Consider the following 26,307-nt stretch of genomic DNA (forward strand, 5'->3'; position numbering starts at 1 on the left):
CATGCCGCGCAGGGCGACCATACTATCTCGTATGGTTTCCGCACCCGCCACCGTCCCGCATGCCGCCTCGGCCACCCTCTCGGGTGCCGGCGAGTTGGCGCTGGCCGCGACCGTCACCGGTCCCGGCGAGGCCGGTTCGGTGTTGTTCGCGCATGGCTTCGGCCAGACCCGGCACGCCTGGGCGGCGACCGCCGCGGCGCTGCAGGCGCACGGCTACCGCAGCGTTGCCTACGATGCGCGCGGCCATGGCGATTCCGCACGCAACCCGGCGGACCTTCCTTATCGCGGCGAGCAGTTCACCGACGACCTGATCGTGGTCGCCGGCGAGATGTCGCCGCCGCCGGTGCTGGTCGCCGCCTCGATGGGCGGGCTGTTCGGGCTGATCGCCGAATCGCGCTGGCCCGGCCTGTTCCGCGCGATGGTGCTGGTGGACATCACCCCGCGCTGGCAGCCGGCCGGGGTCGAGCGCATCCTCGCCTTCATGACCGCGCATCCGCAGGGCTTCGCCAGCCTGGACGACGCTGGCGACGCCATTGCCGCCTACCTGCCGCAGCGCGCGCGCAAATCGCCGGAGGCGCTGCGCAGCGTGCTGCGCCAGCACGCCGACGGCCGCTGGTACTGGCACTGGGATCCGCGCCTGGTCGAAGAGCTGGCGCGCGATAGCGACCAGCACCAGTGCGCGATCGCGCAGGCCGCCGCGCACGTGCAGTGCCCGCTGCTGCTGATCAGCGGCGGCCGCAGCGACCTGGTCACGCCGCAGACCATCGAAGAATTCCTGTCGCTGGTGCCGCATGCGCAGCATGCGCATCTGCCCGAGGCCACGCATATGCTGGCCGGCGACGACAACGCCGCATTTACCGCCACTGTGTTGCACTACCTGGACGCCCTGCCACCGGCCTGCGCCGGCGCATCGTCCGCCGTCACCGAGTACCTCCCCGGAGCACGCCCATGAGCATCATTGCCCCCTTCCTCGTGTTGTTGCTGGCCGGCGCGTTCGCCGCCTATCACCGCATGCGGCTCGCCGTCTGGGCCGCGTTGAGCGCCACGCTGCTGGTCGCGTGCTGGCTGCTCGGCGCCAGCCACGTCGCCACCATCGTCGCGGCCGTCGTGCTGGCGGTGATCGCGGTGCCGCTGCTGTTGCCGTTCGTGCGCAAGCCGCTGCTCACCGCACCGATGCTGAAGGTGTTCCGCAAGGTGCTGCCGCCGCTGTCGCAGACCGAGCGCATCGCCCTGGAAACCGGTTCGGTCGGTTTCGAAGGCGAACTGTTCACCGGCGATCCGGATTGGCAGAAGCTGCTGAACTATCCCAAGCCGCAGCTGACCGCCGAAGAGCAGGCCTTCCTCGATGGCCCGGTCGAAGAGCTGTGCCGGATGACCAACGACTGGGAAATCACCCACGTCCACGCCGACCTGCCGCCGGAGATCTGGAGCTTCATCAAGAAGAACAAGTTCTTCGGCATGATCATTCCGAAGGAGTACGGCGGCCTCGGCTTCTCCGCGCTGGCGCACCACAAGGTGATCCAGAAGATCGCCTCGGTCTCCAGCGTGGTCAGCTCCACCGTCGGCGTGCCCAACTCGCTGGGCCCGGGCGAACTGCTGCTGCACTACGGCTCCAAGGAGCAGAAGGACTACTACCTGCCGCGTCTGGCGGTGGGCCAGGAAGTGCCCTGCTTCGGCCTGACCGGCCCGTTCGCCGGCTCCGACGCCACCTCGATCCCCGACTACGGCATCGTCTGCAAGGGCGAGTGGAACGGCGCCAACGTGCTCGGCGTCAAGCTGACCTTCGACAAGCGCTACATCACCCTGGCCCCGGTGGCGACCCTGGTCGGCCTGGCGTTCCGCATGTACGACCCGGAAGGCCTGATCGGCGACACCAAGGACATCGGCATCACCCTGGCGCTGCTGCCGCGCGAGACCCCCGGGGTCGAGATCGGCCGCCGCCACTTCCCGCTGAACTCGCCGTTCCAGAACGGCCCGATCCACGGCCGCGAGGTATTCATCCCGCTGAGCCAGCTGATCGGCGGCGTGGAGATGGTCGGCAAGGGCTGGAACATGCTCAACGAGTGCCTGGCCGTGGGCCGCTCGATCACCCTGCCCTCCACCGCCAGCGGCGGCGCCAAGTTCGGCGCGGTCGTCACCGGTGCGTATGCGCGCATCCGCAAGCAGTTCGGCCTGTCGGTCGGCCGCTTCGAAGGCGTGGAAGAGGCGCTGGCGCGGATCGGCGGCAAGGCCTATGCGATCAGCGCGCTGTCGCAGGCCACCGCCGCGGCGGTGGACCGCGGCGACGTGCCGTCGGTGCCGTCGGCGATCGCCAAGTACCACTGCACCACGATGAGCCGCGAGGTCATCAGCGACGTGATGGACGTGGTCGGCGGCAAGGGCATCATCCTCGGCCCGCGCAACTTCGCCGGCCGCAGCTGGCAGGCTGCGCCGATCGCGATCACCGTGGAAGGCGCCAACATCATGACCCGCAGCCTGCTGATCTTCGGCCAGGGCGCGATCCTGTGCCATCCGTGGGTGATGAAGGAAATGAAGGCCGCCGGCAACCCGGACCACAAGGCCGGCGTCGACGAGTTCGACCGCAACCTGTTCGGCCACATCGGCTTCGCCATCTCCAATGCGGTGCGTTCGCTGTGGTTCGGCCTGACCGCCGCGCGCATCGGTGCCGCGCCGGGCGATGCCTACACCCGCCGCTACTTCCGCAAGCTGGACCGCTATTCGGCGAACCTGGCGCTGATGGCCGACGTGTCGATGCTGATGCTCGGCGGCAAGCTGAAGTTCAAGGAGTCGCTGTCCGGGCGCCTGGGCGACGTGCTGAGCCATATCTACATGACCAGCGCCATGCTCAAGCGCTACCACGACGACGGCGCGCCGGCCACCGATCAGCCGCTGCTGGCCTGGGCCTTCCACGACAGCGTGCACAAGATCGAGCTGGCGCTGTCGGCGGCGCTGCGCAACTTCCCGATCCGTCCGGTCGGCTGGCTGATGTGGGCGCTGATCTTCCCGTGGGGCCGCCGTGCCGAAGCGCCGGGCGACCGCCTGGGCCACCGCGTCGCCGCGCTGCTGATGACCCCGAACGAAGCCCGCGATCGCCTGGGCCAGGGCGTGTTCCTGACCCCGTGCGAGAACAACCCCGGCGGCCGTATCGCCAGCTACCTGACCAAGGCGGTGCTGGCCGAGCCGGTGGAGCGCAAGTTCCTGAAGGCGCTCAAGAGCAAGGGCATCGAGTCGCTGGACTTCGCCTCGCAGCTGGACGAGGCGGTGCGCGAAGGCGTGCTGTCTGCCGACGAGCGCCGTCAGCTGGAGGAACTGCGCGAGATCACCATGGACACGATCAGCGTCGACGACTTCGACACCGACGAGCTGCGTTCGGCGAGCTATTACCAGCGCGCCGCTGCGGCGGCCGACGACGGGCATTCGCGCGAAGCGGCCTGATCGTCCCGGCCATGCGACTCCCACGACGGCGGACTTCGGTCCGCCGTCGTGCGTTTGAGGAGACAGCCATGAGCCAACTGCTTTCGCTCTATCGCCGCATGCAACGCTGGCCAGCCGGTTCCTGGCTGTTCGCGCGCGCGGTCTGCTTCAAGGCACCCTACTTCGCCAGCATCGCGCCGCGCATCACCGTCCTGCAGCCGGGCCGCTGCGAGGCGCGCATCGCGCATCGGCGGCGGGTCAGCAACCACATCGGCACCGTGCACGCGATCGCGCTGTGCAACCTGGCGGAACTGGCCGGCGGCCTCATGGTCGACGCCAGCCTGCCGCCGTCGATGCGCTGGATCCCCAAGGGCATGCAGGTGGAATACCGCAGCAAGGCGCTCGGCCCGATGCATGCGGTGGCCACGCCGGACGTGGCGATCGTCGCCGCCGAGCGCGGCTACGACCTGCCGGTCAGCGTGGAGATCCGCGACGCACGCGAACAGGTGGTGTGCTTCGCACGCATCGCGATGTGGGTGTCGCCACGCGCGTCGACCTCGGCCTGATCGCTGCGCCGCGTGTGCGGTGTGCGGTGTGCGGTGTGCGGCTCAGTAGGCCAGCAGCACCGCGGCGATGGCCAGCGCCGCCGGCAGCGCCTGCACGAACACGATGCGGCGGCTGACGCTCCAGCCGCCGTACAGGCCGGCCACGACCACGCAGCCGAGGAAGAACAGCATCACGTCGACCCGCTGCGCAACCAGGCCCCAGCCCAGGCCGGCGGCGAGGAAGCCGTTGTAGAGCCCCTGGTTGGCCGCCAGCACGCGCGTGGCCTGCGCCTTCTCCGGGCTGTTGCGGAACACCTTCATGCCCAGCGGACGCGTCCACAGGACCATCTCCAGCACCAGGATGTACAGGTGCAGCAGCGCGACCGCGCCCACCAGAATCGAAGCCAACAGGATCATCGTGCTATCCGGCACAGGAAACAGGGCGCCAGCATAGCCAGCGTCCCGATGGGCGGCCAGTCCCCTGCCGCGCGGTGCCGGCTCAGCGCGTCGGCGGCGTGCGTTCCGGCGGCAGCTTGGCCGCCTCGCGCAGCAGCCGCCACGCGCCCAGGGTCATGCCGGAGGCGGCCAGCAGGCCCGCGACGAACACCGCCTGCGAGCCGAATCCCGACAGCAGTTTGTACAGCCAGGCGAAGCTGAGGTCGCTGCCGCGGTAGATCACCGTATCGATCGCCGCGCCGGCCTTGTAGCGCCATTCGCGGCCGACCCGGGTGTACAGGGTCTCGCGGGCCGGCTTGGCCAGGGAGAACTCGCCGGCGCGGGTCATCACCTGCACCACCGCCACCAGCATCGGCAGCGGTGAGACTGCCAGCACCGAATAGCCAATCAGGATCGCGCAGCCGGGGATCAGCAGCGCCGGCCCGATGCCGAAGCGCGACAGCAGCGCGCGGGTGACCAGCAGTTGCAGAACCAGGGTCAGCGCGTTCACCGCCAGGTCGATGCTGGCGTAGAAGGCGGTACTGGCCGCCGCATCGGTGTACAGGCGGCGCACGATCGCCGCCTGTTCGTTGTACAGCAGGGTGCCCACGCCAACGCCGAACACCGACATCAGGGCCAGCCAGCGCAGCAGCGGTTCGCGCGCGATCAGCTTCAGCCCGGCCAGCACGTCGCCGCCCATCGGGGCCTCGCCGCCGACCACGCCGCGCTCGCGTTCGCGGGCGACCGCCCACAGCCGCAGGCGCAGCAGGCAGATCACGCTGACCACCAGGAAGCCGGCCGATACCAGCATCAGGTTGGCGATGCCGATGCGCTCGACCAGGCTGCTGGCGATCACCGGCCCCAGGAACGCGCCGAGCGTGCCGGCGGCGCCGATGTAGCCATAGCAGGCGCGCGCTTCGGCGTTGCTGAAGACATCGGCCATGAAGCTCCAGAACACCGCCACCGCGAACAGGTTGAATACCGAGATCCACAGGAAGAAGGCCATGCCGCGCCCGGGCACGCCACTGTCGAACAGCACGTAGAACAGCAGCAACGTGGCGATGAAGAAGCCGTACACCACCGGCAGGAACACCCGCCGCGGATAGCGGCTGACCAACGCACCGTAGACCGGCTGCAGCAACAGCATGATCAGGAAGGTGCAGGTGAACAGCACCTGCAGCGCGAACTCCTTCAGCGGCATGCCGTGCGCCGCGAAGAACGCGATCATCGCCGGCGGGAACACCGCGGCCACGTCGGCGGAGGCCCCCATCGCCTCGCGCACCGGCCGCAGCACGTAGTAGCCGCTGAGCAGCGAGAAGAAGTACAGGAACGCCCACGCCAGCGGCGGCGAATCGCGCAGGGCGCCGCGCAGCCGCGCCAGCGCGCCGGGAGCATGCGGGGTGGCGCTCATCGGCGGCGGACCCTGGCGCAGGAACGGGACATCGGCGATTTTCGGGGGCGGAAAACGCGCACGGTAGCTGATGCACCGCAACACCGCCAGCGTGCGCGCCCTCCGCCACCCGCGCCCCACGCGCGCTGCGCCCGGCGGCGATCCACGCCGAGCATATGCTCTATCCTCGGCGACTAGCGTCGGCGCCAGAAACTCAGGGGACACCGCGGGTGTACGACTACATCATCATCGGCGCAGGCTCGGCCGGCTGCGTGCTCGCCAACCGCCTGAGCGAGGACCGCGACTGCAAGGTGCTGCTGATCGAGGCCGGCCCGCGCGACCGCAATCCCTTCATCCACATGCCTGCCGGCCTGGCGCGCCTGGCCAACAACCGCCGCATCAACTGGAACTATCTCACCGAGGCCGAGCCGGCCTTGAACGATCGGCGGCTGTGGTGGCCGCGCGGCAAGGTGCTGGGCGGCTCCAGTTCGATCAACGCGATGTGCTACGTGCGCGGCGTGCCCGCCGACTACGACGACTGGGCGGCCGACGGCGCCGATGGCTGGGACTGGCGCGGCGTGCTGCCCTATTTCCGCCGCAGCGAATGCAACAGCCGCGGCGGCGATGCGCTGCATGGCGGCGACGGCCCGCTGCACGTCTCCGACCTGCGCTACCACAACCCGCTCTCGGACGTGTTCGTGGCCGCGGCGCAGGAGGCGGGCTTCCCGCACAACTCCGATTTCAACGGCCCGCAGCAACAGGGCGTGGGCCTGTACCAGGTCACCCAGAAGGACGGCGCGCGCTGTTCGGCCGCGGTCGCCTACCTGGCGCCGGCGCGCGCGCGGGAGAACCTGCAGGTGGTCACCGACGCGCTGGTGCTGCGCCTGTTGATCGAGGGCGGGCGCGTGGTCGGCGTCGCCTATGCCCAGGGCGGCCGCGAGGTGCAGGCGCGCGCGGCGCGCGAGGTGCTGCTCAGCGCCGGCGCGGTGAACTCGCCGCAGGTGCTGATGCTCTCGGGCATCGGCCCGGCCGACGCGCTGCGCCGCCACGGCATCACGGTGCAGTTGGACCAGCCGCAGGTCGGCGCCAACCTGCAGGATCATCTGGACGTCTGCACGCTGTACCGCACCCGCCCGGGCATCAGCTACGACCGCCGCAACCAGGCCAAGATCGCCTTCGACTATTTCCTGCGCGGGCACCGTGGCGCCGGCAGCAGCAACATCGCCGAGGCCGGCGGCTTCATCCGCTCGCCGTTGGCGCTGGACGCGCGCGCCGACATCCAGTTGCACTTCGTGCCGGCCATGCTCGACGACCATGGCCGCAACCGCCTGCCCGGCGACGGCTTCACTCTGCACGCCTGCCACCTGCAGCCGCGCAGCCGCGGCCGCATCGCGCTCAACGACGCCGACCCGCGCACGCCCGCCCGGATCCAGGCCAACTACCTGAGCGATCCCGACGGCTTCGACCTGCGCATGCTGGTCGAATGCGCGCACCTGGCGCGGCACATCCTGCGGCAGCCGGCGTTCGATGCGTGGCGCGGCGCGCCGCTGCTGCCGGCGCGCGAGGACCTGGACGAAGCCGGGCTGATCGCCTTCATCCGCGCCAAGGCGGAAACCATCTATCACCCGATCGGCACCTGCCGGATGGGCAGCGACGCGCAGGCGGTGGTCGACCCGCAGCTGCGCCTGCGCGGTCTCGACGGCCTGCGCGTGGTCGATGCCTCAGTGATGCCGCGCCTGGTCAGCGGCAATACCAACGGCCCGACGATGATGATCGCCGAGCGCGCTGCCGACCTGATCCGTGGGCGTGCCGTTCTGCGGGAGGGCTGAGACGGCGGCGGGACGATGCAGGAGGTCTGCTTCGTGGGGGGCGATTGCCGATCGGCGCTAGGGCGGTTTCGCTGGTGCGGGCTGACGCACCCTCACCCCAACCCCTCTCCCGGGGGAGAGGGGCTAAGGCGGGCTTGCGCGGCACGACGATTGCATGTCCGTGGGCATCCGCCGCAGTCCCCGCCACCGCTCCGCCGGCAGGCCTGCACACCCCCGTCCGACGCGGGAAATCCCCAGCAGGATCAAGGCGATGCCTATTCATCTTCTCCCAGTTTGTGCATTCGAGAAATCCGGCGCTAGAATCGGTGCCGGCAGCACCTCACAGGCCTCAGGCGCAATGACACAGAACAGCAGGCACCGGCTCCTTCGACCGGTGGCAACCGGGTTGCTCGGGGCATTGTTGCCCTTTGCGATGTCCTCCACCGCACAGACGCCGGCGCCCGCCCAACCGCTGCCGCCGCCGCTGCACACCGAAGCCACCCGCTATACCTCGCCGACCCAGCCGCTGCCCTACCGCGCGTCGCTGACCCAGAGCCAGGTACTGCCGCTGGCCAAGGACTTCGACGTGGCCGCGCTGGAGTCGGTCGCCGAACAATTGACCTATGGCGAGCGCGTGCCCGGCCTGGCGATGGCCATCGTGCACAACGGCCAGGTGCTCAGCGCGCGCGGCTACGGCGTGACCGACGTCAACCGTCCCGAACCGGTCGATGCGCACACCGTGTTCCGCCTGGCCTCGCTGTCCAAGGCCTTCGCCGGCACCATGGCCGGCCTGCTGGTCACCGACGGCACCCTGCGCTGGGACAGCAAGGTGGTCGACTACGTGCCCGGCTTCCAGCTCAGCGACCCGGTGGCCACGCGCCAGTTGAACGTGGCCGACCTGCTCAGCCACCGCGTCGGCCTCACCTACAACGCCTACGACCGCGACGTCGAATCCAACCTCGATTACTACACGCTCAGCCACAAGCTGGCCTATGCGCCGCTGAAGTGCGCGCCGGGCGAGTGCTACGCCTACCAGAACGTCGCCTTCAGCCTGATCGGCGACGTGGTGTTCGCCGCGTCCGGCAGCTTCTACGAGCAGTCGGTGGAACGCCGCATCTTCAAGCCGCTGGGCATGAACGACGCCAGCATGGGCCTGGCCGGCATCCAGGCCAGCCCGCGCTGGGCGCGCCCGCACGTGCGCAGCCGCAACGGCTGGGTCTCGCTGACGCCCAAGCCCACCTACTACCGCCTGGCGCCGGCCGCCGGCGTCAACGCCAGCATCAGCGACATGGCGCAGTGGCTGATCGCGCAGACCGGGCATCGCCCGGACGTGCTGCCGGAGCCGCTGCTGGCGACCCTGCATGCGCCGCTGATCCTGACCCCGGGCGAGATGCGCTCGGGCTGGCGCCGCGCACGCGTCAACTCGGCCAGTTACGCGCTGGGCTGGCGCGTGTTCGACTACTCCGGCCACCAGGTGATCTTCCATGCCGGTGCGGTGCAGGGCTACCGCGGCCTGATCGCGCTGGTGCCGGAACGCGACTTCGCTGTGGCAATTCTGTGGAACGGCGAAAGCGGCCTGCCCTCGGGCCTGCTGCCGACCGTCCTCGACCGCGCGATCGGCCTGCCGGCGCAGCGCTGGCTGGACGTGGACACCGACTTCGGCAGCGACAACCTGATGGCCGAGCGCCCGGACCCGAAGGACAAGAAGGGCGCGTCCTCGTCCAAGTCGGTGGCCTCGCCGCACTGAGCGCGGCCTCCCGCAGCATCCTCGCAGAAAGGCGGCGCAAGCCGCCTTTCTGCTGTCTGCAGCGCTGACTGCGCTGCGTTGCAATACACCCTGCTCCGTTGCAGAGACGCAGCCTTGCCCCGCTTGCGGTGATGTGGCGATGCGGCGGCAGGGCCACATCGCCAAGGCGCGGGCGCGGAAGCAACAGCCGACGACCTTGCACGACGAACGCCCAGCGACTGCGTCAGCCCGACGGCAGCGGCGGTCGGAGCGCACGGTTAAAGCCACGGCAATGGCGGGCCCTGACCTCCACGATCACGCGCAGGGCGTGCACCGCGCCCTCTTGGCGTCCTCCGCGGTACCACGTCGGATGGGCAAGGCACCCCGCATCGCCGCACGCTGCCGCTGGCGTGCTGGCGGCGTGGTGCACCGCCGCGCGAGCGCTGGGCAGCACGCACACGCAGATCTCGCCTGCTGGCCACTCTCTCCACGACGAGAAGTAGTTTGCACGACGGGCTTTACCCGGAACGCCAGTCGCGGCTGAAGCCGCTGCTCCAACAGGGGAAGCCCTCTCCGGCTCAAGGTGGCGAAAACAGGTGCTCAGAGATCCACTGCAATCCACGCAATGCGCGGAAGCAGCGATGTGCTGCCCACCGTCGGGCAAGGCGCGCTGACGCGCTGCATGCGTGGTGCACGCTGCCTGGCTGAGCCGCCGGATGTCAGGCGCGCCTCGGTAGCCGCAGCGGCCCCGATCCGACGACCAGCCGATCCATGGTCGGTCGGTGCATTCAATGCGATCCCCTCCACTGCCGCCACCGCCGCGTGGTGCCTGACCTGCCGCTTTCGCGCAGGCCCGTCGCCGCACCCGCGTGCTCACGCGCGGTGCGCACGTGATCGCCGAGGCGGCACACGCACTCTGGACGACCTGATGGATGCGCAGCCGTCGCAGGCACCCGATCGCGCAGCGGTCGTCCCGACATGCAGCCGCGTCCCCATGCGAGACCCACAGGCAGATCCCCACCTGCCGATCTGGCGATCAGGGCACGGAGAACGGTCGAGGTGGTTGGAACGGGCGGACGCGGCAGGCGGCCGCTGATCGGCGGTGCGAGACACAGGGGCACGATGACCACGTCGCCACCTGGCCAGCCGCACGCAGCGAGCAGTCTTCGAGGATCTAGAAGGCGGACGCCGCCGGCAACGTCGGGCAGAGAAGCGCGATGCAATCGCGCACGGCAGGACGCCGCAAATAAAAAACTCCCTCCCCGCTGGGCACCGGGGAGAGAGTCTAGGAACAGCGATCGGGATGGATCAGATCAGCGGCGCGGGCGTGGCCGGCAGCGCGACCGGAGCGGCCTTCTTCTTGCGAGCGGCCGGCTTCTTCTTCGCCACGGTCTTCTTGGCGGTGGCCTTCTTCGCGGCCGGCTTCTTGGCAGCCGACTTCTTCACCGTCTTCTTCGCCGCGGTCTTCTTGGTCGCAGCCTTCTTCGCGGTCTTCTTCACCGCCTTCTTGGCGACGGCCTTCCTCGCGGTCTTCTTGGTGGCGGCCTTCTTCGCCGTCTTCTTCACTGCCTTCTTGGCAACGGCCTTCTTGACCGCCTTCTTCACCTTGGCGACCTTCTTGGCCACCTTCTTGGCGACCTTCTTGACCGCCTTCTTTACCGAAACCTTCTTCGCTGCCGGCTTCTTGGCGGCAGTCTTCTTGACCGCCTTCTTAGCGGCCGGCTTTTTCGCAGCTTTTTTCGTGGCCATGGGATGGCTCCTCGTCAGTGAACTATGGATTGAAAATGCCCAGTTAAAGCAACCTCGCGGCGATGCTCCGCCTGCGGGAACCGCCGGCGCGCGCTGCGGGCCGGATCGGATACAGAAACACCCGTACCGGATGTCGATACGGGTGCGATGCCAGGGGAGACGTTGCGTTTCTCGGAGGGAAGCGACTCCAACCCCACCATCTTCGGGTTCCTGGCGGATGTCCAAGTTGTGCTTCGCGTTTTGATGTCGATCCGATTCACTCGCTTGCGCAGCAACGTCTGCTGGGCGAAACCTAATCACGGTTTTTTTTACTGTCAACACTTCCGCGCAATTTTTTTTTCGCTGGCGCGCGCGCCGCGACCGCCGCATGCCGCGCCAGCCGCCTTGCCGACGCCACCGATCGCCGATGCCGGCACCACAAGGAAAACGGCGCGTGCAAAAAAAGCAGGGAAATTTCCGTGTTTTCTGTAACGACACGACGCCGCCATCGCATTGCGGACGGGGCGCGACGACGCGTCGGCAGCAATCGCGGGAGTAGACGCCAGGCTGTCCGCTAGCTGAAAAAAAATTTCGCGACCGCGTGCGGTTCCGGCATCGCACAAGTGCAAATGCGCAAAAGTGCGCAAACTTTTTTGCGTCGTGCGCCGGTCGCGACGCACGCGATGCGTCGCGCGAGGCGCCGCAGAGACGTGGCGCGTCGCGCCACTGCGACGCGACCTGCACGCACGTCGCCGCCATGCCACAACGCAGGCGACCACCCTCGCCCACCTCCACGCCATGCCATCGCAGACACCTTCGCGCGGGTGCGTCGAGCGACACCGATCGCCCAGGTCGCCGACTGGCGCCGGCGTGCACCTCGCCTGCGCGCAGCGACGACATGCGAGACGCACTCCACGTCGCCGCTGCCTGTTCCCCCCTGATCCACACCGTGCCGCGTCGGAAAACCGGCGCCGCGCGGCGCGCGGGTCGCATGCAGCGGACGCGGCCACGCGCGGCAACCGCGCTGCACTCGCGGTGCAGCCCGTCCACAACCTCACGCCGTCTTCGCATCGCGCACGCCGCGACGCCAGCGCCACGGGTTGCCGCGACGGCCATGCCGAGGAGGGCGACACCGATGCGGACGACGTGGCCGCTGCGCGCCGCCCAAAAAGAAACCGGCCGCATGAGGCGGCCGGTTCGGGTGTCGCGACGGGTGGTCGGCTCAGTGGCCGTCGTCCTCGAGCAGTTCGGCGTACTCGTCCGGCGACAGCAGCTCGTTCAACTGCTCGGCATCGTCCGCTTCCAGCACCAGGATCCAGCCTTCGCCGTAGGCGTCTTCGTTGATCGTTTCCGGCTTGTCGCTCAGCGCGGTGTTGACCTCGACCACCTTGCCGCTCAGCGGGCTGTACACGTCCGAGGCGGCCTTGACCGACTCGACCACGGCCACGCCGTTGCCGGCTTCGACGTGATCGCCGACGTTCGGCAGCTCGACGTAGACCAGGTCGCCGAGCAGGCCCTGGGCGTGGTCGGAGATGCCGATGGTCACGCGACCGTTGCCCTCGACGCGGGCCCACTCGTGGGACTTGAGGAATTTGAGGTCGCCAGGGATCTCGCTCATGGGGCTGCTCCGGAAGAAGACGGTATCGAGGATGGGAGGCTAGTGTAGCGAACCGCGCGCGTGGGGAAGAAGTCGCGCGCGCGGCGGACGGGACTCAGCCGAGCACGCCGGGCTGGACCTGGCCTTCGCGCACGAACGGGAACTTGACCACGCGCACCGGTACCTCCTTGCCGCGGATGTCCACGCGCACCGCGCCCGGCTCGCCGGCCGGCACCCGCGCGAAGGCGATCGCCTTGCCCAGCGTCGGCGAGAAGGTGCCGGACAGGATCTCGCCGTCGCCGTTCGCGGTCAGCACCTTCTGCCCGTGGCGCAGCACGCCCTTCTCGTCCATCACCAGGCCGATCATCTGCCGCGGCGCGCCGCCGGCCTTCTGCGCCTCGAGCACGGCGCGGCCGATGAAGTCGCGGCCCTCGTCGAGGGTTACGGTCCAGGCCAGCGCGGCCTCGTAGGGCGACACGCTGTCGTCCATGTCCTGGCCGTACAGGTTCATGCCCGCCTCCAGGCGCAGCGTGTCGCGCGCGCCCAGGCCGGCCGGCTTGACCCCGGCGCCGATCAACGCCTCCCAGAACGCCGGCGCCTGCTGCTGCGGCAGCACGATCTCGAAGCCGTCCTCGCCGGTGTAGCCGGTGCGCGCGACGAACAGCGGCACGCCGTCGACCGAGGTCGCCTCGAGCGCGGCGAAACGGCCGAGCTTCTGGGCGGCGGCACGGTCCTGCTCGCGCAGCAGGCCGATCGCCTTGGCGCGCGCGTTCGGCCCCTGCACCGCGATCATCGCGAAGTCGTCGCGCTCGCGCACTTGCACGCCGAACGCCTGCGCCTGCTCGCCGATCCAGGCCAGGTCCTTGGCGCGGGTGGCGGCGTTGACCACCAGGCGGAAGAACGCATCGGACATGTAATAGACGATCAGATCGTCGATCACCCCGCCCTGCGGGTTGAGCATGCAGGTGTACAGCGCCTTGCCCGGCACCTTCAGCTTGTCCACCGAATTGGCCAGCAGGTGGCGCAGGAACGCGCGGACCTGCTCGCCGTGCAGATCGACCACGGTCATGTGGCTGACGTCGAACATGCCGGCGTCGCGGCGCACCTGGTGGTGCTCGTCGATCTGCGAGCCGTAGTGGATCGGCATGTCCCAGCCGCCGAAGTCGACCATCTTGGCGCCGAGGGCGCGGTGGCTGTCGTTGAGGATGGTCTTCTGGGTCATGGCGCGGGTCCGTGAGAAAAGTCCCCCATTATCGCTGGCTGTGAGCCAGGATTGGGGAGTCGGGATTGGGGATTCGCAGGAGCGGCCGCCTTGAGCCGGAACGTTGGCGCTTGATCGCGCAGCGCCGTAGGAGCGGCTTCAGCCGCGACCCGTCACCGGTCTCAGGTCGCGGCTGAAGCCGCTCCTACGAATCCCCAATCCCGAATCCCCAATCCCCGCTTTCAAGCCGCCTGGACCAGCAGCGTCATCCCGTCCACGCCGACGATGCGCACGGTGCTGCCGGCCGGCAGGTCGGGGCCGCCGACGACCCAGAAGGCGTCGTCGACCTTGGCGCGGCCGCGGCCGCCGTGGATCGGCTGGTCCAGGGTCACCACGCGGCCGATCAGTTGCTCGGCACGGCGGTTGAGCAGCGGCTGGTCGCTGGTCCGGCCGCGGTTGCGGAACCAGGTGCGGTACACCTGGATCGAGACGAAACTCAGCACCACGAACGCGCCGACCTGCAGCAGCAGGGAGATGTCCGGCAGCACCAGCACCGCGAGGAACACCGCCGCCGCGGCAAAGCCCATCCACAGCATGAAGGCGCCCGGCGCGAGCGACTCGGCAGCGAACAGCAACAAGGTCAGGGCACCCCAGGCCACTACCTCAATGCGCATGGCTCAGACTCCGCTGCGCGGCGGCACGCGCGGCACTGCCGGCGGGGTGGCCTGCTTGTTCAGCGCCTCGCGCGCCAGTTCGGCGATGCCGGCGATCGAGCCGATGATGCCGCTGGACTCCATCGGCATCAGCACGAACTTCTGGTTCGGCGCGGTGGCCAGCTCCTTGAACGCCTCCACGTACTTCTGCGCGATGAAGTAGTTGATCGCCTGCACGTCGCCTTCGGCGATGGCCTTGGACACCATCGCCGTCGCCCGCGCTTCGGCCTCGGCCAGGCGCTCGCGCGCCTCGGCGTCGCGGAACGCGGCCTCCTTGCGGCCTTCGGCCTCCAGCACCGCGGCCTGCTTCTCGCCATCGGCGCGCAGGATCTCCGACTGCCGCGAACCCTCCGCCTCGAGGATCTGCGCGCGCTTCTCGCGCTCGGCCTTCATCTGCCGGGCCATCGCATCGACCAGGTCGCGCGGCGGCTGGATGTCGCGGATCTCGATGCGGGTGACCTTGATGCCCCACGGATTGGTGGCATGGTCGACCACGTTCAACAGCTGCGCGTTGATGGTCTCGCGCTGGCTCAGCGATTCGTCCAGGTCCATCGAGCCGATCACGGTACGGATGTTGGTCTGTACCAGGGCGATGGTGGCGATCTCCAGATTGGACACTTCATAGGCAGCCTTGGCCGCATCCAGCACCTGGAAGAACACCACCCCGTCCACGCGCACCACCGCGTTGTCCTTGGTAATGACGTCCTGGCTGGGCACGTCCAGCACCTGCTCCATCATGTTGACCTTGCGGCCTACCCCGTACACCACCGGAATCAGGAAATGCAGGCCGGGCGACAGGGTGTGGGTGTAGCGGCCGAAGCGCTCCACCGTCCACTGGAATCCCTGCGGCACCATGCGCACGGTCTTGAACAGAATGATCACGCCGGCGGCCAGCAGCACCACCGCGAAGAAAAAAGTGGACGGCATCAGGTTGCTCCATTAACCAGAAAAGGAATCGAATCCGCAGTATAGCCAGCGCACGCGCACATGCCGGTCACCAGCGGATGCGGCCCAGCAGCATGTCCTTGAACATCACCCAGTCGCCGGCCAGCGAGTACAGCGGGTGTTTGAAGGTCGCCGGCCGGTTCTTCTCGAACACGAAATGGCCGATCCAGGCACAGCCGTAGCCGCACAGCGGCGCCGCCCACAACCAGCGCGGCTGGCCGGTGCACAGCGCCAGCAACACGCTCGCCAGTACGCCGACACTGCCGACGAAATGCAGCCGACGCGACAGCGGATGGCGGTGCTCGCTCAGATAGAACGGATAGAACTCGCGGAAACTGGCGAAGCGGCGCATGCGATGGCCCTCCCGAGGCGACGCAGGACACCAGCATACGCGTGCGCGCGGGCGTGGCGCACTGCGCACGGACGCGACGCGCAGGTGTCATCCGGCCAAAACACGCAACGTGGCGTGCTTTCCTATGACGCAATGCATCGGGACTGAAGTCCCTCCCACAGTGCACAGGCCGAGTTCGCCGCAAGTCCCTATGGGAGCTGCCTCAGCCCCGCCGCGGTGCGACGAGGCCATGTCTCGCGGCCTCAAGGCACCGCCCATCACGCCGGGACGAGTCCTGCGGGGCTCAGCTGTCATGCGGCCACGACGCGCAACGTGGCGCGCTTCCGATGACGCAATGCGTCGGGACTGAAGTCCCTCCCACAGTGCACAGGCCGAGTTCGCCGCAAGTCCCTATGGGAGCTGCCTCAGCCCCGCCGCGGTGCGACGAAGCCATGTCTCGCGGCCTCAAGGCACCGCCCATCACGCCGGGACGAGTCCTGTGGGGGCTCAGCTGTCATACGGCCACGACGCGCAACGTGGCGCGCTTTCAGATGACGCAATGCGTCGGGACTGACGTCCCTGCCACTGTGCATCCGCCGAGTTCGTCGCAAGCTCCTGCGGGAGCGGCCTCAACCCTGCCGCGGCGCGAACATGATCACGGCCATGCCGGCCAGACACAGGCCGGCACCGAGCAGGTCCCAGCGCGTGGGGCGCATGCCCTGCACCGCCCATAGCCACAGCAAGGCGACAGCGACATAGACGCCGCCGTAGGCCGCATAGACGCGGCCGCTGGCGGCCGGGTGCAGGGTCAGCAGCCAGACGAAGACCGCCAGGCTGCCTGCGGCCGGCACCAGCAGCCAGGCGCTGCGTTGTTCGCGCAGCCAGAGATAAGGAAGGTAGCAGCCGACGATTTCCGCGACGGCGGTCAGCACGAACAGCAGCAGCGTCTTCATCCGGCCGCGGCGCGCTCTTCGTCCTTGGCGCGCTGCCAGTACGCCTCCTGCTCCACCAGGGCCAGACCGTCCAGCGCGCCGCCGTCCTGCTGCGCCAGCCGTTCCATGGCGCGGAAGCGGCGCTCGAACTTGAGGTTGGCATGGCGCAGCGCGGCGCCGACGTCGACCTTGGCATGCCGCGCCAGGTTGGCACAGACGAACAGCAGGTCGCCGATCTCGTCCTGCAGGCGGGCCGGGTCGGCCGCGGCGCCATGCGCCAGTTCCGCGCGCACTTCTTCCAGTTCTTCCTGCACCTTGTCCAGCACCGGCGCCGGGCCGGGCCAGTCGAAGCCGACCCGCGCCGCGCGCGACTGCAGCTTCAGCGCGCGCTGCCATTCCGGCAGGCCACGGGCGATGCCGGCCAGCGCCGAGCCGTCGCGCTCGCCGGCGGCGGCACGCTCGGCGCGCTTGATCTCTTCCCACTTCAGCGTCTGCTGCTGGGCATCGGCCACCTGGCTGTCGCCGAACACGTGCGGGTGGCGGCGCACCATCTTGTCGCAGATCGCCGCGACCACGTCGTCGAAGCCGAACGCGCCCTGCTCGCGCGCCATCTGCGCATGGAACACCACCTGCAGCAGCAGATCGCCGAGTTCGTCCTTCAGCCCGGCCAGGTCCTGGCGGTCGATCGCGTCGGCCACTTCGTAGGCCTCTTCGACCGTGTAGGCGGCGATGCTGGCGAAGTCCTGCTCGAGGTCCCAGGGGCAGCCCTGCGCGGGATCGCGCAGGCGCGCCATGATGTCGAGCAGGGCGGGAAGGTCGTAGCGGGCTGGGGTCACGGGCGGGTTCCGGTGCGACGGCACCGCTGCCGCCTGCCCCCTAGTGTGGCAGAGCGCGCGCCATGCGGCGCGCGCGTGCGGTGCGGCTCAGCCCAGCCAGTCGCGCCAGGGCTGCGCCGGATCGCCGAGCGCCACGAAGTCGCCATTGAGCAGCGATTCGCGGCGGTTGTAGCGGAACGGCTTGCCGGTCGCGGCGGCCAGCAGCGCACCGCCGGCGGATTGCAGCACGCACTGCCCGGCGGCGGTATCCCACTCGGAGGTCGGGCCGAAGCGCGGATACACGTCCAGGTCGCCGTCGGCGATGCGGCAGAACTTCAGCGAGGAGCCCTGCGCGACCAGTTCGATCTCGCCCATGCGCTGCAGCAGCGCGTCGGTGCGCGCGTCGCGGTGCGAGCGGCTCGCCGCCACCCGCAGCGGCGCGGTGGCCGGCCGTCGGGTGTTCAACGCGGTATCGCGAAAGCCTTCGCGGCGGTACGCCTGCTCGCCGCGCACCGCGTGCCAGACGCGGCCATCGACCGGCGCCTGGACCACGCCGAACACCGGCGCGCCCTGGTGGATGAGGGCGATGTTGACGCTGAACTCGCCATTGCGCTTGACGAACTCGCGGGTGCCGTCGAGCGGGTCGACCAGCCAGTAGGTGGTCCAGTGCTGGCGCACCTCCCACGGAATCTGTGCCGATTCCTCGGACAGCACGGGCAGGTCCGGGGTCAGCCGTTCCAGGCCTTCGACGATGATCTGGTGCGCGGCCAGGTCGGCCTGGGTCAACGGACTGGTATCGGCCTTGTGCTCCACCTCGAAGCCGGTGGCGTAGACGGACATGATCGCCGCGGCGGCATCGATGGCGATGGCGATCACGGTTTCGCGCAAATCACTGGTCAGACGGATCATTCGGCGCGACCCAGCCACTCGCGGGCGATGAACAGCGCCGCCAGCGAACGCCCCTCGGAAAAATCCTCACGCAACATCAGTTGATCCAGTTCAGCCAGTTTCCAGGGCACCACTTCCAATTCCTCCGGCTCGTCGCCGGCTAGTCGTTCGGGATAGAGATCTTGCGCCAGCACCAGCCACGACTGGTGGCTCATGTAGGTCGGCGCCAGGGTCATCGCGCGCAGCACGCGCAGTTGCCGCGCACCATAACCGGCCTCTTCCTTGAGCTCGCGGTCGGCCGCCTGCAGCGGCGTCTCGCCGGCGTCGATACGGCCCTTGACCAGGCCTAGCTCGTAGCGGTGCACGCCGGCGGCGTACTCGCGCACCAGCAGCACGGTCTGCGCATCCAGCATCGGCACCACCACCACCGCGCCGTGGCCCGGCGCCTTGAGCCGGTGGAACACGCGGCGTTCGCCGTTGCTGAACTCCAGGTCCAGTTCCTCGACCCGGCGCTCGGTGGCCGATTCGCTGCGCTCGCGCACGGCATGGATGACCGGCAACGGACGGGTCACGCCGGCACCCTGCGGCGCCGGGCGGCGTCGATCGATAGAATGCGCGGAGCGAAGAACCTGTTCATGAGCGCGAAATGCTATCAGACCTGACCGCAGCACAGATGGCCGACGCGTGGCGCCAGCGCGACCTGGCCGTGCTCTGGCACCCGTGCACGCAGATGCGCGAGCACCCCGACACCCTGCCCCTGATCCCGATCACACGCGGTGAAGGCGCCTGGCTGATCGACCACGGCGGCCGCCGCTACCTGGATGCGGTGAGCAGCTGGTGGACCAACCTGTTCGGCCACGGCGAACCGCGCATCGCCGCGGCCATCGCCGCCCAGGCCACGCAGCTGGAACAGGTGATGCTGGCCGGTTTCAGCCACGAACCGGCGGTGCTGCTGGCCGAACAGTTGCTGGCACTGGCGCCGCGCCAGGAGGGCCGCGCGCCGCTGGCCAAGGTGTTCTATGCCGACAACGGCTCGGCCGGCGTGGAAGTGGCGCTGAAGATGGCCTTCCATTATTTCCAGAACCGCGGCGAACCCGGGCGCACCCGCTTCGTCGCGCTGGAGAACGGCTACCACGGCGAGACCATCGGCGCACTGGCGGTCGGCGACATCCCGCTGTACCGGCGGGTGTATGCGCCGCTGCTGGCCGAGGCGCTGTTCGCGCCCTCGCCCGACGCCTACCAGGCCGCGCCCGGGCAGAGCGCGCGCGAACGCGCCGATGCCGCCGCCGATGCGCTGGCCGACCTGTTCGACCGCCATCCCGGCGAGATCTGCGCGGTGATCCTGGAGCCGCGCCTGCAGTGCGCCGGTGGCATGCGCATGCACGACCCGGCCTATCTGCGCCGGGCGCGCGAACTGTGCGACGCCAACGGCGCCTTCCTGATCGCCGACGAGATCGCCACCGGCTTCGGCCGCACCGGCACCCTGTTCGCCTGCGAGCAGGCCGGGGTGATGCCGGACCTGCTGTGCCTGTCCAAGGGCCTGACCGGCGGCTTCCTGCCGCTGTCGGCGGTGCTGGCCACCCAGCATCTCTATGACGCCTTCCTCGACGACAGCCGCGAGCGCGCCTTCCTGCATTCGCACAGCTACACCGGCAACCCGCTGGCCTGCGCGGCGGCGCTGGCGTCGCTGCGGATCCTGCAGGAGGACGATGTGATCGCGCGCAACCGCAGCACCGCCGAAACCATGCGTGCGCTGTCGGCGCCATTCGCCGAGCATGCGCACGTGGCCGACGTGCGCCAAGCCGGCATGGTGGTGGCGTTCGAACTCACCCGTAACGGCGACAAGCGCACGCCCTTCCCGGCGGCGGCGCGCGTGGGCCTGCATGCCTACCGTGCCGCGCTGGCGCGCGGCGTGGTGCTGCGCCCGCTGGGCGACGTGCTGTACTGGATGCCGCCCTACTGCGTGGATGCCGCGCAGCTGGCGCTGCTGGCCGAGACCACGCTGGCGGCGATCGACGAGGCGGTGGCATGCGCCTGACCCGCTGCCATGTGGACCTGCCGCTGCATGCCGGCGCCGAGCTGAGCCTGCCGGAGGACGTCGCCAACCATCTGCTGCGCGTGCTGCGGCTGCGCGAAGGCGACCCCTGCGTGCTGTTCAACGGCGACGGCAGCGATTACCACGCCGAACTGCTGCAGGCCGGCAAGCGCAACGCCAGCGTGCGCATCGGTGCGGCGCGGCCGGCCGACAACGAGTCGCCGCTGGCGATCACCTTGCTGCAGGGCGTCGCGCGCGGCGAGAAGATGGACCTGATCCTGCAGAAGGCCACCGAGCTCGGCGTCGCCGCGATCGTGCCGGTGTGGGCCGAGCGCACCGAAGTAAAGCTGGACGCGGCGCGAGTGGACAAGCGCGTGGCGCACTGGCGCAGCGTGGTGATCGCGGCCTGCGAACAGTCCGGTCGCGCGCGCGTGCCGCAACTGAGCGCGCCGCTGGCCCTGGCCGACGCCGCGCGCGCCGCCGCGCACAGCCCATGCCGGCTGACCCTCGACCCGCAGGGCGAACACCGCCTGCGCACGCTGGAGATCAGCGGCGACGCGGCAACGATCGCGATCGGCCCGGAAGGCGGCTGGTCGCCGCGCGACCGCGCCACGCTGGAGGCGGCCGGCTTCGTCGGCCTGCGCCTGGGGCCGCGCATCCTGCGCACCGAAACCGCCGGCCTGGCCGCGATCGCGGCGCTGCAGGCGCATCACGGCGACTTGTGAGTTCGCGCACGCCGCAATGTAGGCGGCGACGCCGCGCCGGAGGCGCCACAGGCATTGGCGTGCCACCGGACGCGACGCGATGCCATCGGACCTCCGTCGGCGTCCTTCCTTCTTATATGTAGCGACACGGGCGCAGCCGCCCACCTGGACTGCAGCCCACCCAGTCAAGAACGGCGAATCATCGGCTCATGCCGAAGCTAGCCTGCCCTGCGGGGCGATGCGTCGGGCGCCTTTCATCACCACGGCCAGCGCACACACGTAGGAGCGGCTTCAGCCGCGACCAGGCTTCCCAGGAAGTCCGCCGCGGCTGAAGCCGCTCCTACAGGACACTTCCCGTTGCTGCCAGGCACGCCCTGTAGGCGCGATGCGGCAGCGCAAGCGCCGGCATGCACTAGAGATCAAAGCCTGCGGGATGCACTCGCACGCACGCCGACCGCAGGACGCGGCCTGTGCCGGCGCGACCGGACCCAGCGCCTCAGTCGCGCTGCTGCAGGAACCAGTTCGCCGCGCCGATCACCCCAAGCTGGCCGTGTTCGACCAGCTTCACCGGGATCTGCTCCAGCGCCGGCCGCATCGCACCCTTGTTCAAGTAGCGCTCGACGAAACTGCTCGCGGACAGGAACGCGCCGATCTGCGGCAGGAAGCCGCCGGCCAGGTAGATGCCGCCCTGCACGCCGTACAGCAGCGCCATGTCGCCGACCACGCTGCCAAGCAGGCCGCAGAACGCCGACAGCGCCTCGTGCGCGAGCGGATCGTCGCCGGCCAGCGCCGCCGCGGTGATGTCGCTCGGCGCGGCATGCGTGGGCGTGGCACCACGCAGGTCGCACAGCACGCGATACAGATTGAGCAGACCGGGGCCGGACAGGAAATGCTCCACCGGCACATAGGAACGGTCGCGCAACAAGCGCTGCGCCAACGCCAGTTCCAGATCGTTGCCGACCGGCAGCGCGGCATGGCCGGCCTCGGTGGCCAGCACCACCGCGCCGCCGTGGGTCGGAATCCACACCGCGGCACCGAGGCCGGTGCCCGGGCCGATCACCAAGGCCGGCCCACGCTGCGCCTTGCGCGGCCCGGCCAGATGCAGCACTTCGCTGGCGTCCATCGACGCCGCCGCATACGCCACCGCTTCGAAATCGTTGACCAGGGGCAGCGCCGTCAGTCCCAGGCGTTCACGAATCTCCGGCGGCGACAGCGTCCACGGCAAATTGGTGGTGATGACGCGCCCGTCCTCGAGTGCATAACCGGCGCTGGCGATCACGCCGCGGGTCGGCTTCGGCCCCTGCACCTGATCGAGGAATTCGCCAATGATCTCGGCCAGACCGGGATAGTCGGCGCAGCGGTATTTGCGGTAGTCCAGTACATCGACGGCCGGCGCAGAGTCGGCGCCGGCAGCGCGTGCGACCAGGCCGATCCGGACATGGGTTCCGCCGACATCGGCAGCAATGAAAGGCTCGGCGCGCGGCACGGCCGCTGCCACTGATGAACTGCTTGCGGACACGTCTTCTCCCGTTGCGCCAGAGCAGGCGCGCGCCGATTCGGCCGATTGATCGATCGAGTGTCCGACCACCTTGACAACGTTGTCAAGGTGAAATTCACCGGTTCGTCGTTTTGTCTTCACCACGTCGCTTTCTTGTGGGTGATCGCCTGGCGCTCCGGAGGGTCGGTCGCGTTGCCCGTTGCATGGGTGAACATCCGTCGCAAAATTTCGCCGCATCGCACAAATTTTTGCCACATGCGGGGCAAGCCCGCAGACCTCGCCGCGCCGGGGCCTGTCGGCCACAACGACGGTGGCGCCACCAGCTTCCGGCATGTTTTCTTTTGTAGACAAGCACCTAGACCAGCCCGCGGACACCCTGTGAAAGCCAGCAGAAAGATGCCGCGGCGAGCCTTGCTTGCAATCGTCAAAACCGCGTGAAACGGGTGTTGACAACGCTGTCAGCGCTACGACAGACTCGGCTCACACAAGTTTTACAACTTCAAGACATGCCACGTTCAGGGGATTCAGATACAGCGACGCATCGCCGCTCCTCCCGCGCCAAGTGGCAGGACGCGCGCTGACGCCGCAATCGGCATCCCCCGAATCGCGAGACCACGCCCGCGCCGGGCACGGACGCAGCCGCGCCCGGACCAGGCAGCAGGTGCACTGCTTCATTGCTGGACTTGGTTGTTACCTGCAGGAACACAGGAAGAACCGGCGCCCTCGATGCCGCCGGTTGGCTACTTCCGCGTCAGCGACCGGACGACGCGCATCGAGATGCGATCCGCGCAGCGCCACCAGGCGCGGCGCCCATCCACAAGGCCGGGCAGCGGCCAGCACGCCGGAACATCGGTTGGCACCTCATGCCCAAGTACTCACCCAGAGGTTTAGCCAATGAATAGCCGCACCACGACCTTAGCCATCAGCATCATGGCCGCGCTGTACCTGTCCGGTAACGCCGCCGCGCAGGAAGCGCCCGCTCCCGCCAACGCGGATTCCAAGAACGTCCAGCAGTTGGATGCCATCACCGTCACCGGCTACCGCGCCTCGCTGGAGAAGAGCCAGTCGGTGAAGCGCTCGGCCAACTCCATCGTCGATGCGATCAGCGCCGAAGACATCGGCAAGTTCCCGGACACCAACGCCGCCGAGTCGCTGGCGCACCTGCCGGGCATCAGCGTGGACCGCCAGTTCGGCGAAGGCGAGAAGGTCAGCATCAACGGCACCGACCCGGCGCTGAACCGCGTGCTGCTCAATGGCCAGACCATCGCCTCGGGCGACTGGGGCGGCAACCCGACCGACACCAGCGGCCGTACCTTCAACTACACCCTGCTGTCGCCGGAAATCATCGGCCTGATGGAGGTCTACAAGACCCCGGAAGCGCGCATCGACGAAGGCTCGATCGGCGGCACCGTGATCGTGCACACCCGCAAGCCGCTGGACCTGCCGAAGAACACCATCCGCGGCTCGATCGGCTACAACTACAACGACCGTTCGGAAGAAGGCAATCCGCGCGGCTCGGCGCTGTGGAGCTGGAAGAACGACGACGAGACCTTCGGCGCGTTGATCTCCGCCACCCACGACAAGCAGGACCTGTCGCGCGCCGGCATCGAGTTCTTCGGCTACAACACCGGCTCGGGCATCTCGCCGACCGCCAACATCTCCGGCGACGGTGGTAACGTCGCGACCGCCAAGATCCCGGTCGGCATCAACAGCGCCTTCTTCCAGCAGACCCGCGAGCGCAACGGCCTGCAGGGCGCGCTGCAGTGGAAGCCGAACGATCAGAACGAGTTCAACCTGACCGGCATCTACATCAAGGGCAAGTACAACAACTTCAGCGAATCGCGCTACGTCTGCCCGGGCTGCGGCGATCAGGACAAGATCACCAGCGCCACGGTGCAGAACGGCTACATCACCCAGGCCACGGTCACCGATGGCGCCGGCAACGGCAAGCAGCCGTATGCGCAGCTGGATACCAACTACCGCGAAAGCACCGTCACCACCAAGAGCCTGAACCTGCGCCACGACTTCTATGGCGACAAGTGGGTGTTCACCACCCAGGCCGGCACCACCGAGGCCACCGGCGGCAAGAACCCCGAGTACCTGATGAAGTTCCTGCTGAAGGACGGTGGCTACAACTTCGGTTACGACGGCAGCCACACCGACGTCAACTACGACAACGGCAGCGCCGCCAACTGGGGCCTGGTCGGTTCGCCGGCCGGCCTGGACGCCGGCTCCACCGATGCGTCGGCGATGCAGGCCGGCGGCATCTATTACGCCAAGAGCACGGACAAGGAGAAGTACTTCCAGTTCGATGCCGCGCGCGATCTGGACTGGGGTCCGCTGAACAAGCTGCAGGTCGGCTACAAGTACATCAACCACGACAACGGCGTCGACGCCCGCGGCAACCGCATCAACACCACCGATGCGATCTCGCTGACCGACTTCAGCCCCGGCACCACCCCGAGCGGCCTGTACGACGGTCTGGGTGCCAGCGGCGACCTGACCAACTGGTCGACCGCCAACCTCAACTCGGTGATCAGCTACCTGCGCGGCCAGCCGCAGGGTCCATACAAGATCGACTACGGCTCCTCGTTCGACGTCAAGGAAATCACCAGCGACCTGTACGCGCAGTTGAACTTCGAGTCGGGCGCGTGGCGCGGCAACCTGGGTGTGCGCTATGTGGACACCAAGGACAAGTCGCTGTACTGGCAGAGCAATGACGGCGGCGCCACCTACAATCAGACGCAGGTGACCAAGCAGTACTACAAGCCGCTGCCGAGCTTCAACCTGGCCTACGATCTGGACACCGACAAGGTGCTGCGCTTCTCCGTGGCCAAGGTGATGGCACGTCCGCGCTACGGCGACCTGGCCGGTTCGTTCACCATCAACAGCAGCAACGGCAACCTGACCGCCAGCGGCGGCAATCCGGACCTGAAGCCCTACGAGTCGACCAACTACGATCTGGCCGCCGAGTGGTACTTCGCGCCGTCCAGCATGCTGTCGGCGGAACTGTTCTACCGCGACATCAGCTCGTACATCGTCACCACCACCACGCAGCAGCAGCTGACCGACGCGGTGTCCGGGGTGAGCGGCCTGTACTCGGTGAGCTCGCCGATCAACGCTTCCGACGCCAAGGTCAAGGGCGCCTCGCTGAACTACCAGCAGGCGTTCGGCTACGGCTTCGGCCTGCAGGCGAACTACACCTACGCCACCGCCGACGCCAGCACCGGCCTGAACCTGCCGTACCTGTCGAAGAACACCTACAACGTGATCCCCTACTGGGAAAACGGTCCGTGGATGGTGCGCCTGAACTACAGCTACCGCTCCAAGTACTTCACCCAGGTCGGCCGCCTGAACTCGCAGGTGTTCACCGACGAGTACAAGCAGTTGGATCTGACCGCCTCGTACGAGGTCAACGACTGGATGAGCGTGAGCTTCAGCGCGACCAACCTGCTCGACTCGACCTACTACTGGTACAACGAGGTCAAGTACGCGCCGATCGGCATGTACAAGAACGGCCGCGGCTACCAGGCGCAGCTGAACTTCAAGTTCTGATGTAGCACCGGCGCGCCACCGTCCCTCCACGGTGGCGCGCTGTTTCG

General features: G+C 68.5%; 22 protein-coding genes. 8 read left to right on the forward strand and 14 right to left on the reverse strand.

Annotated features, from left to right (window positions below):
• The first annotated feature begins 31 nt into the window (after positions 1 to 31).
• The 3 genes from Q7W82_RS17065 to Q7W82_RS17075 all read left to right on the forward strand — a co-directional run bounded on the left by Q7W82_RS17065 (position 32) and on the right by Q7W82_RS17075 (position 3,980).
• Positions 32 to 952, forward strand: a complete 921-nt coding sequence (locus Q7W82_RS17065; protein ID WP_242159472.1) for an alpha/beta hydrolase — start codon at positions 32 to 34, stop codon at positions 950 to 952.
• Positions 949 to 3,435 (forward strand): acyl-CoA dehydrogenase, encoded by a 2,487-nt coding sequence (locus Q7W82_RS17070; RefSeq protein WP_160946445.1) that lies wholly within the window; start codon positions 949 to 951, stop codon positions 3,433 to 3,435. Before Q7W82_RS17065 ends, Q7W82_RS17070 begins: the two co-directional genes overlap by 4 nt.
• A 68-nt stretch (positions 3,436 to 3,503) precedes the next feature.
• Positions 3,504 to 3,980: a hotdog fold domain-containing protein gene (locus Q7W82_RS17075; protein WP_242159473.1), complete on the forward strand. Its 477-nt coding sequence runs from the start codon at positions 3,504 to 3,506 to the stop codon at positions 3,978 to 3,980.
• A gap of 42 nt (positions 3,981 to 4,022) precedes the next feature.
• Here Q7W82_RS17075 and Q7W82_RS17080 read toward each other — a convergent pair whose 3' ends face one another.
• Positions 4,023 to 4,376, reverse strand: coding sequence for a DUF1304 domain-containing protein (locus Q7W82_RS17080; RefSeq protein ID WP_160946447.1), 354 nt, complete (start codon positions 4,374 to 4,376; stop codon positions 4,023 to 4,025).
• An 82-nt stretch (positions 4,377 to 4,458) separates the two neighbouring features.
• A complete protein-coding gene (locus tag Q7W82_RS17085; RefSeq protein ID WP_242159477.1) occupies positions 4,459 to 5,805 on the reverse strand; it encodes an MFS transporter in 1,347 nt (448 codons plus the stop codon).
• Positions 5,806 to 6,014: 209 nt separating this feature from the next.
• Here Q7W82_RS17085 and Q7W82_RS17090 point away from each other — a divergent pair, with 209 nt between their 5' ends.
• Positions 6,015 to 7,613 (forward strand): choline dehydrogenase, encoded by a 1,599-nt coding sequence (locus Q7W82_RS17090; protein WP_242159478.1) that lies wholly within the window; start codon positions 6,015 to 6,017, stop codon positions 7,611 to 7,613.
• 373 nt (positions 7,614 to 7,986) lie between these two features.
• The gene (locus Q7W82_RS17095; protein ID WP_184502665.1) at positions 7,987 to 9,339 is read left to right on the forward strand and encodes a serine hydrolase domain-containing protein; all 1,353 of its coding nucleotides are present in this window, start codon (positions 7,987 to 7,989) and stop codon (positions 9,337 to 9,339) included.
• A gap of 1,287 nt (positions 9,340 to 10,626) precedes the next feature.
• Here Q7W82_RS17095 and Q7W82_RS17100 read toward each other — a convergent pair.
• The 11 genes from Q7W82_RS17100 to nudE form a co-directional block, all read right to left on the reverse strand.
• On the reverse strand, positions 10,627 to 11,067 hold the full coding sequence (locus Q7W82_RS17100; RefSeq protein WP_242159480.1) for a hypothetical protein: 441 nt from the start codon (positions 11,065 to 11,067) through the stop codon (positions 10,627 to 10,629).
• Between the two features lie 314 nt (positions 11,068 to 11,381).
• Positions 11,382 to 11,726 carry a hypothetical protein gene (locus tag Q7W82_RS17105; RefSeq protein ID WP_242159481.1) on the reverse strand — a complete coding sequence of 115 codons (345 nt, stop codon included), beginning with the start codon at positions 11,724 to 11,726 and terminating at the stop codon, positions 11,382 to 11,384.
• 542 nt (positions 11,727 to 12,268) lie between these two features.
• The gene (gene gcvH, locus Q7W82_RS17110; RefSeq protein ID WP_017910465.1) at positions 12,269 to 12,664 is read right to left on the reverse strand and encodes a glycine cleavage system protein GcvH; all 396 of its coding nucleotides are present in this window, start codon (positions 12,662 to 12,664) and stop codon (positions 12,269 to 12,271) included.
• Positions 12,665 to 12,758: 94 nt separating this feature from the next.
• Entirely contained in the window at positions 12,759 to 13,865 is a 1,107-nt protein-coding gene (gene gcvT, locus Q7W82_RS17115) for a glycine cleavage system aminomethyltransferase GcvT (RefSeq protein WP_242159482.1), read from the reverse strand.
• Between the two features lie 221 nt (positions 13,866 to 14,086).
• Positions 14,087 to 14,518 carry an NfeD family protein gene (locus Q7W82_RS17120; protein WP_242159483.1) on the reverse strand — a complete coding sequence of 144 codons (432 nt, stop codon included), beginning with the start codon at positions 14,516 to 14,518 and terminating at the stop codon, positions 14,087 to 14,089.
• 3 nt (positions 14,519 to 14,521) lie between these two features.
• A complete protein-coding gene (locus Q7W82_RS17125; protein WP_160946453.1) occupies positions 14,522 to 15,484 on the reverse strand; it encodes an SPFH domain-containing protein in 963 nt (320 codons plus the stop codon).
• Between the two features lie 67 nt (positions 15,485 to 15,551).
• Positions 15,552 to 15,854 carry a DUF962 domain-containing protein gene (locus Q7W82_RS17130; RefSeq protein ID WP_242159484.1) on the reverse strand — a complete coding sequence of 101 codons (303 nt, stop codon included), beginning with the start codon at positions 15,852 to 15,854 and terminating at the stop codon, positions 15,552 to 15,554.
• Positions 15,855 to 16,462: 608 nt separating this feature from the next.
• Positions 16,463 to 16,786 (reverse strand): YnfA family protein, encoded by a 324-nt coding sequence (locus Q7W82_RS17135; protein ID WP_242161067.1) that lies wholly within the window; start codon positions 16,784 to 16,786, stop codon positions 16,463 to 16,465.
• The gene (gene mazG, locus Q7W82_RS17140) at positions 16,783 to 17,559 is read right to left on the reverse strand and encodes a nucleoside triphosphate pyrophosphohydrolase (protein ID WP_242161153.1); all 777 of its coding nucleotides are present in this window, start codon (positions 17,557 to 17,559) and stop codon (positions 16,783 to 16,785) included. Before mazG ends, Q7W82_RS17135 begins: the two co-directional genes overlap by 4 nt.
• Positions 17,560 to 17,688: 129 nt before the next feature.
• Entirely contained in the window at positions 17,689 to 18,489 is an 801-nt protein-coding gene (gene cysQ / locus Q7W82_RS17145; RefSeq protein WP_242161068.1) for a 3'(2'),5'-bisphosphate nucleotidase CysQ, read from the reverse strand.
• Positions 18,486 to 19,028 carry an ADP compounds hydrolase NudE gene (gene nudE / locus Q7W82_RS17150; protein WP_202406913.1) on the reverse strand — a complete coding sequence of 181 codons (543 nt, stop codon included), beginning with the start codon at positions 19,026 to 19,028 and terminating at the stop codon, positions 18,486 to 18,488. The genes cysQ and nudE overlap by 4 nt, the downstream gene beginning before the upstream one ends.
• A gap of 86 nt (positions 19,029 to 19,114) precedes the next feature.
• Between nudE and bioA the strand changes: the two genes are divergently transcribed.
• On the forward strand, positions 19,115 to 20,506 hold the full coding sequence (bioA, locus tag Q7W82_RS17155) for an adenosylmethionine--8-amino-7-oxononanoate transaminase (RefSeq protein ID WP_242161069.1): 1,392 nt from the start codon (positions 19,115 to 19,117) through the stop codon (positions 20,504 to 20,506).
• Positions 20,497 to 21,228, forward strand: a complete 732-nt coding sequence (locus tag Q7W82_RS17160; protein WP_242161070.1) for a 16S rRNA (uracil(1498)-N(3))-methyltransferase — start codon at positions 20,497 to 20,499, stop codon at positions 21,226 to 21,228. Before bioA ends, Q7W82_RS17160 begins: the two co-directional genes overlap by 10 nt.
• A 475-nt stretch (positions 21,229 to 21,703) precedes the next feature.
• Here Q7W82_RS17160 and Q7W82_RS17165 read toward each other — a convergent pair whose 3' ends face one another.
• A complete protein-coding gene (locus tag Q7W82_RS17165) occupies positions 21,704 to 22,726 on the reverse strand; it encodes a glucokinase family protein (RefSeq protein ID WP_242161154.1) in 1,023 nt (340 codons plus the stop codon).
• An 873-nt stretch (positions 22,727 to 23,599) separates the two neighbouring features.
• Here Q7W82_RS17165 and Q7W82_RS17170 point away from each other — a divergent pair.
• Positions 23,600 to 26,260, forward strand: coding sequence for a TonB-dependent receptor (locus tag Q7W82_RS17170; protein WP_242161071.1), 2,661 nt, complete (start codon positions 23,600 to 23,602; stop codon positions 26,258 to 26,260).
• Positions 26,261 to 26,307: the final 47 nt, after the last annotated feature.

Source organism: Xanthomonas indica, assembly GCF_040529045.1.
GTDB lineage: Bacteria > Pseudomonadota > Gammaproteobacteria > Xanthomonadales > Xanthomonadaceae > Xanthomonas_A > Xanthomonas_A indica.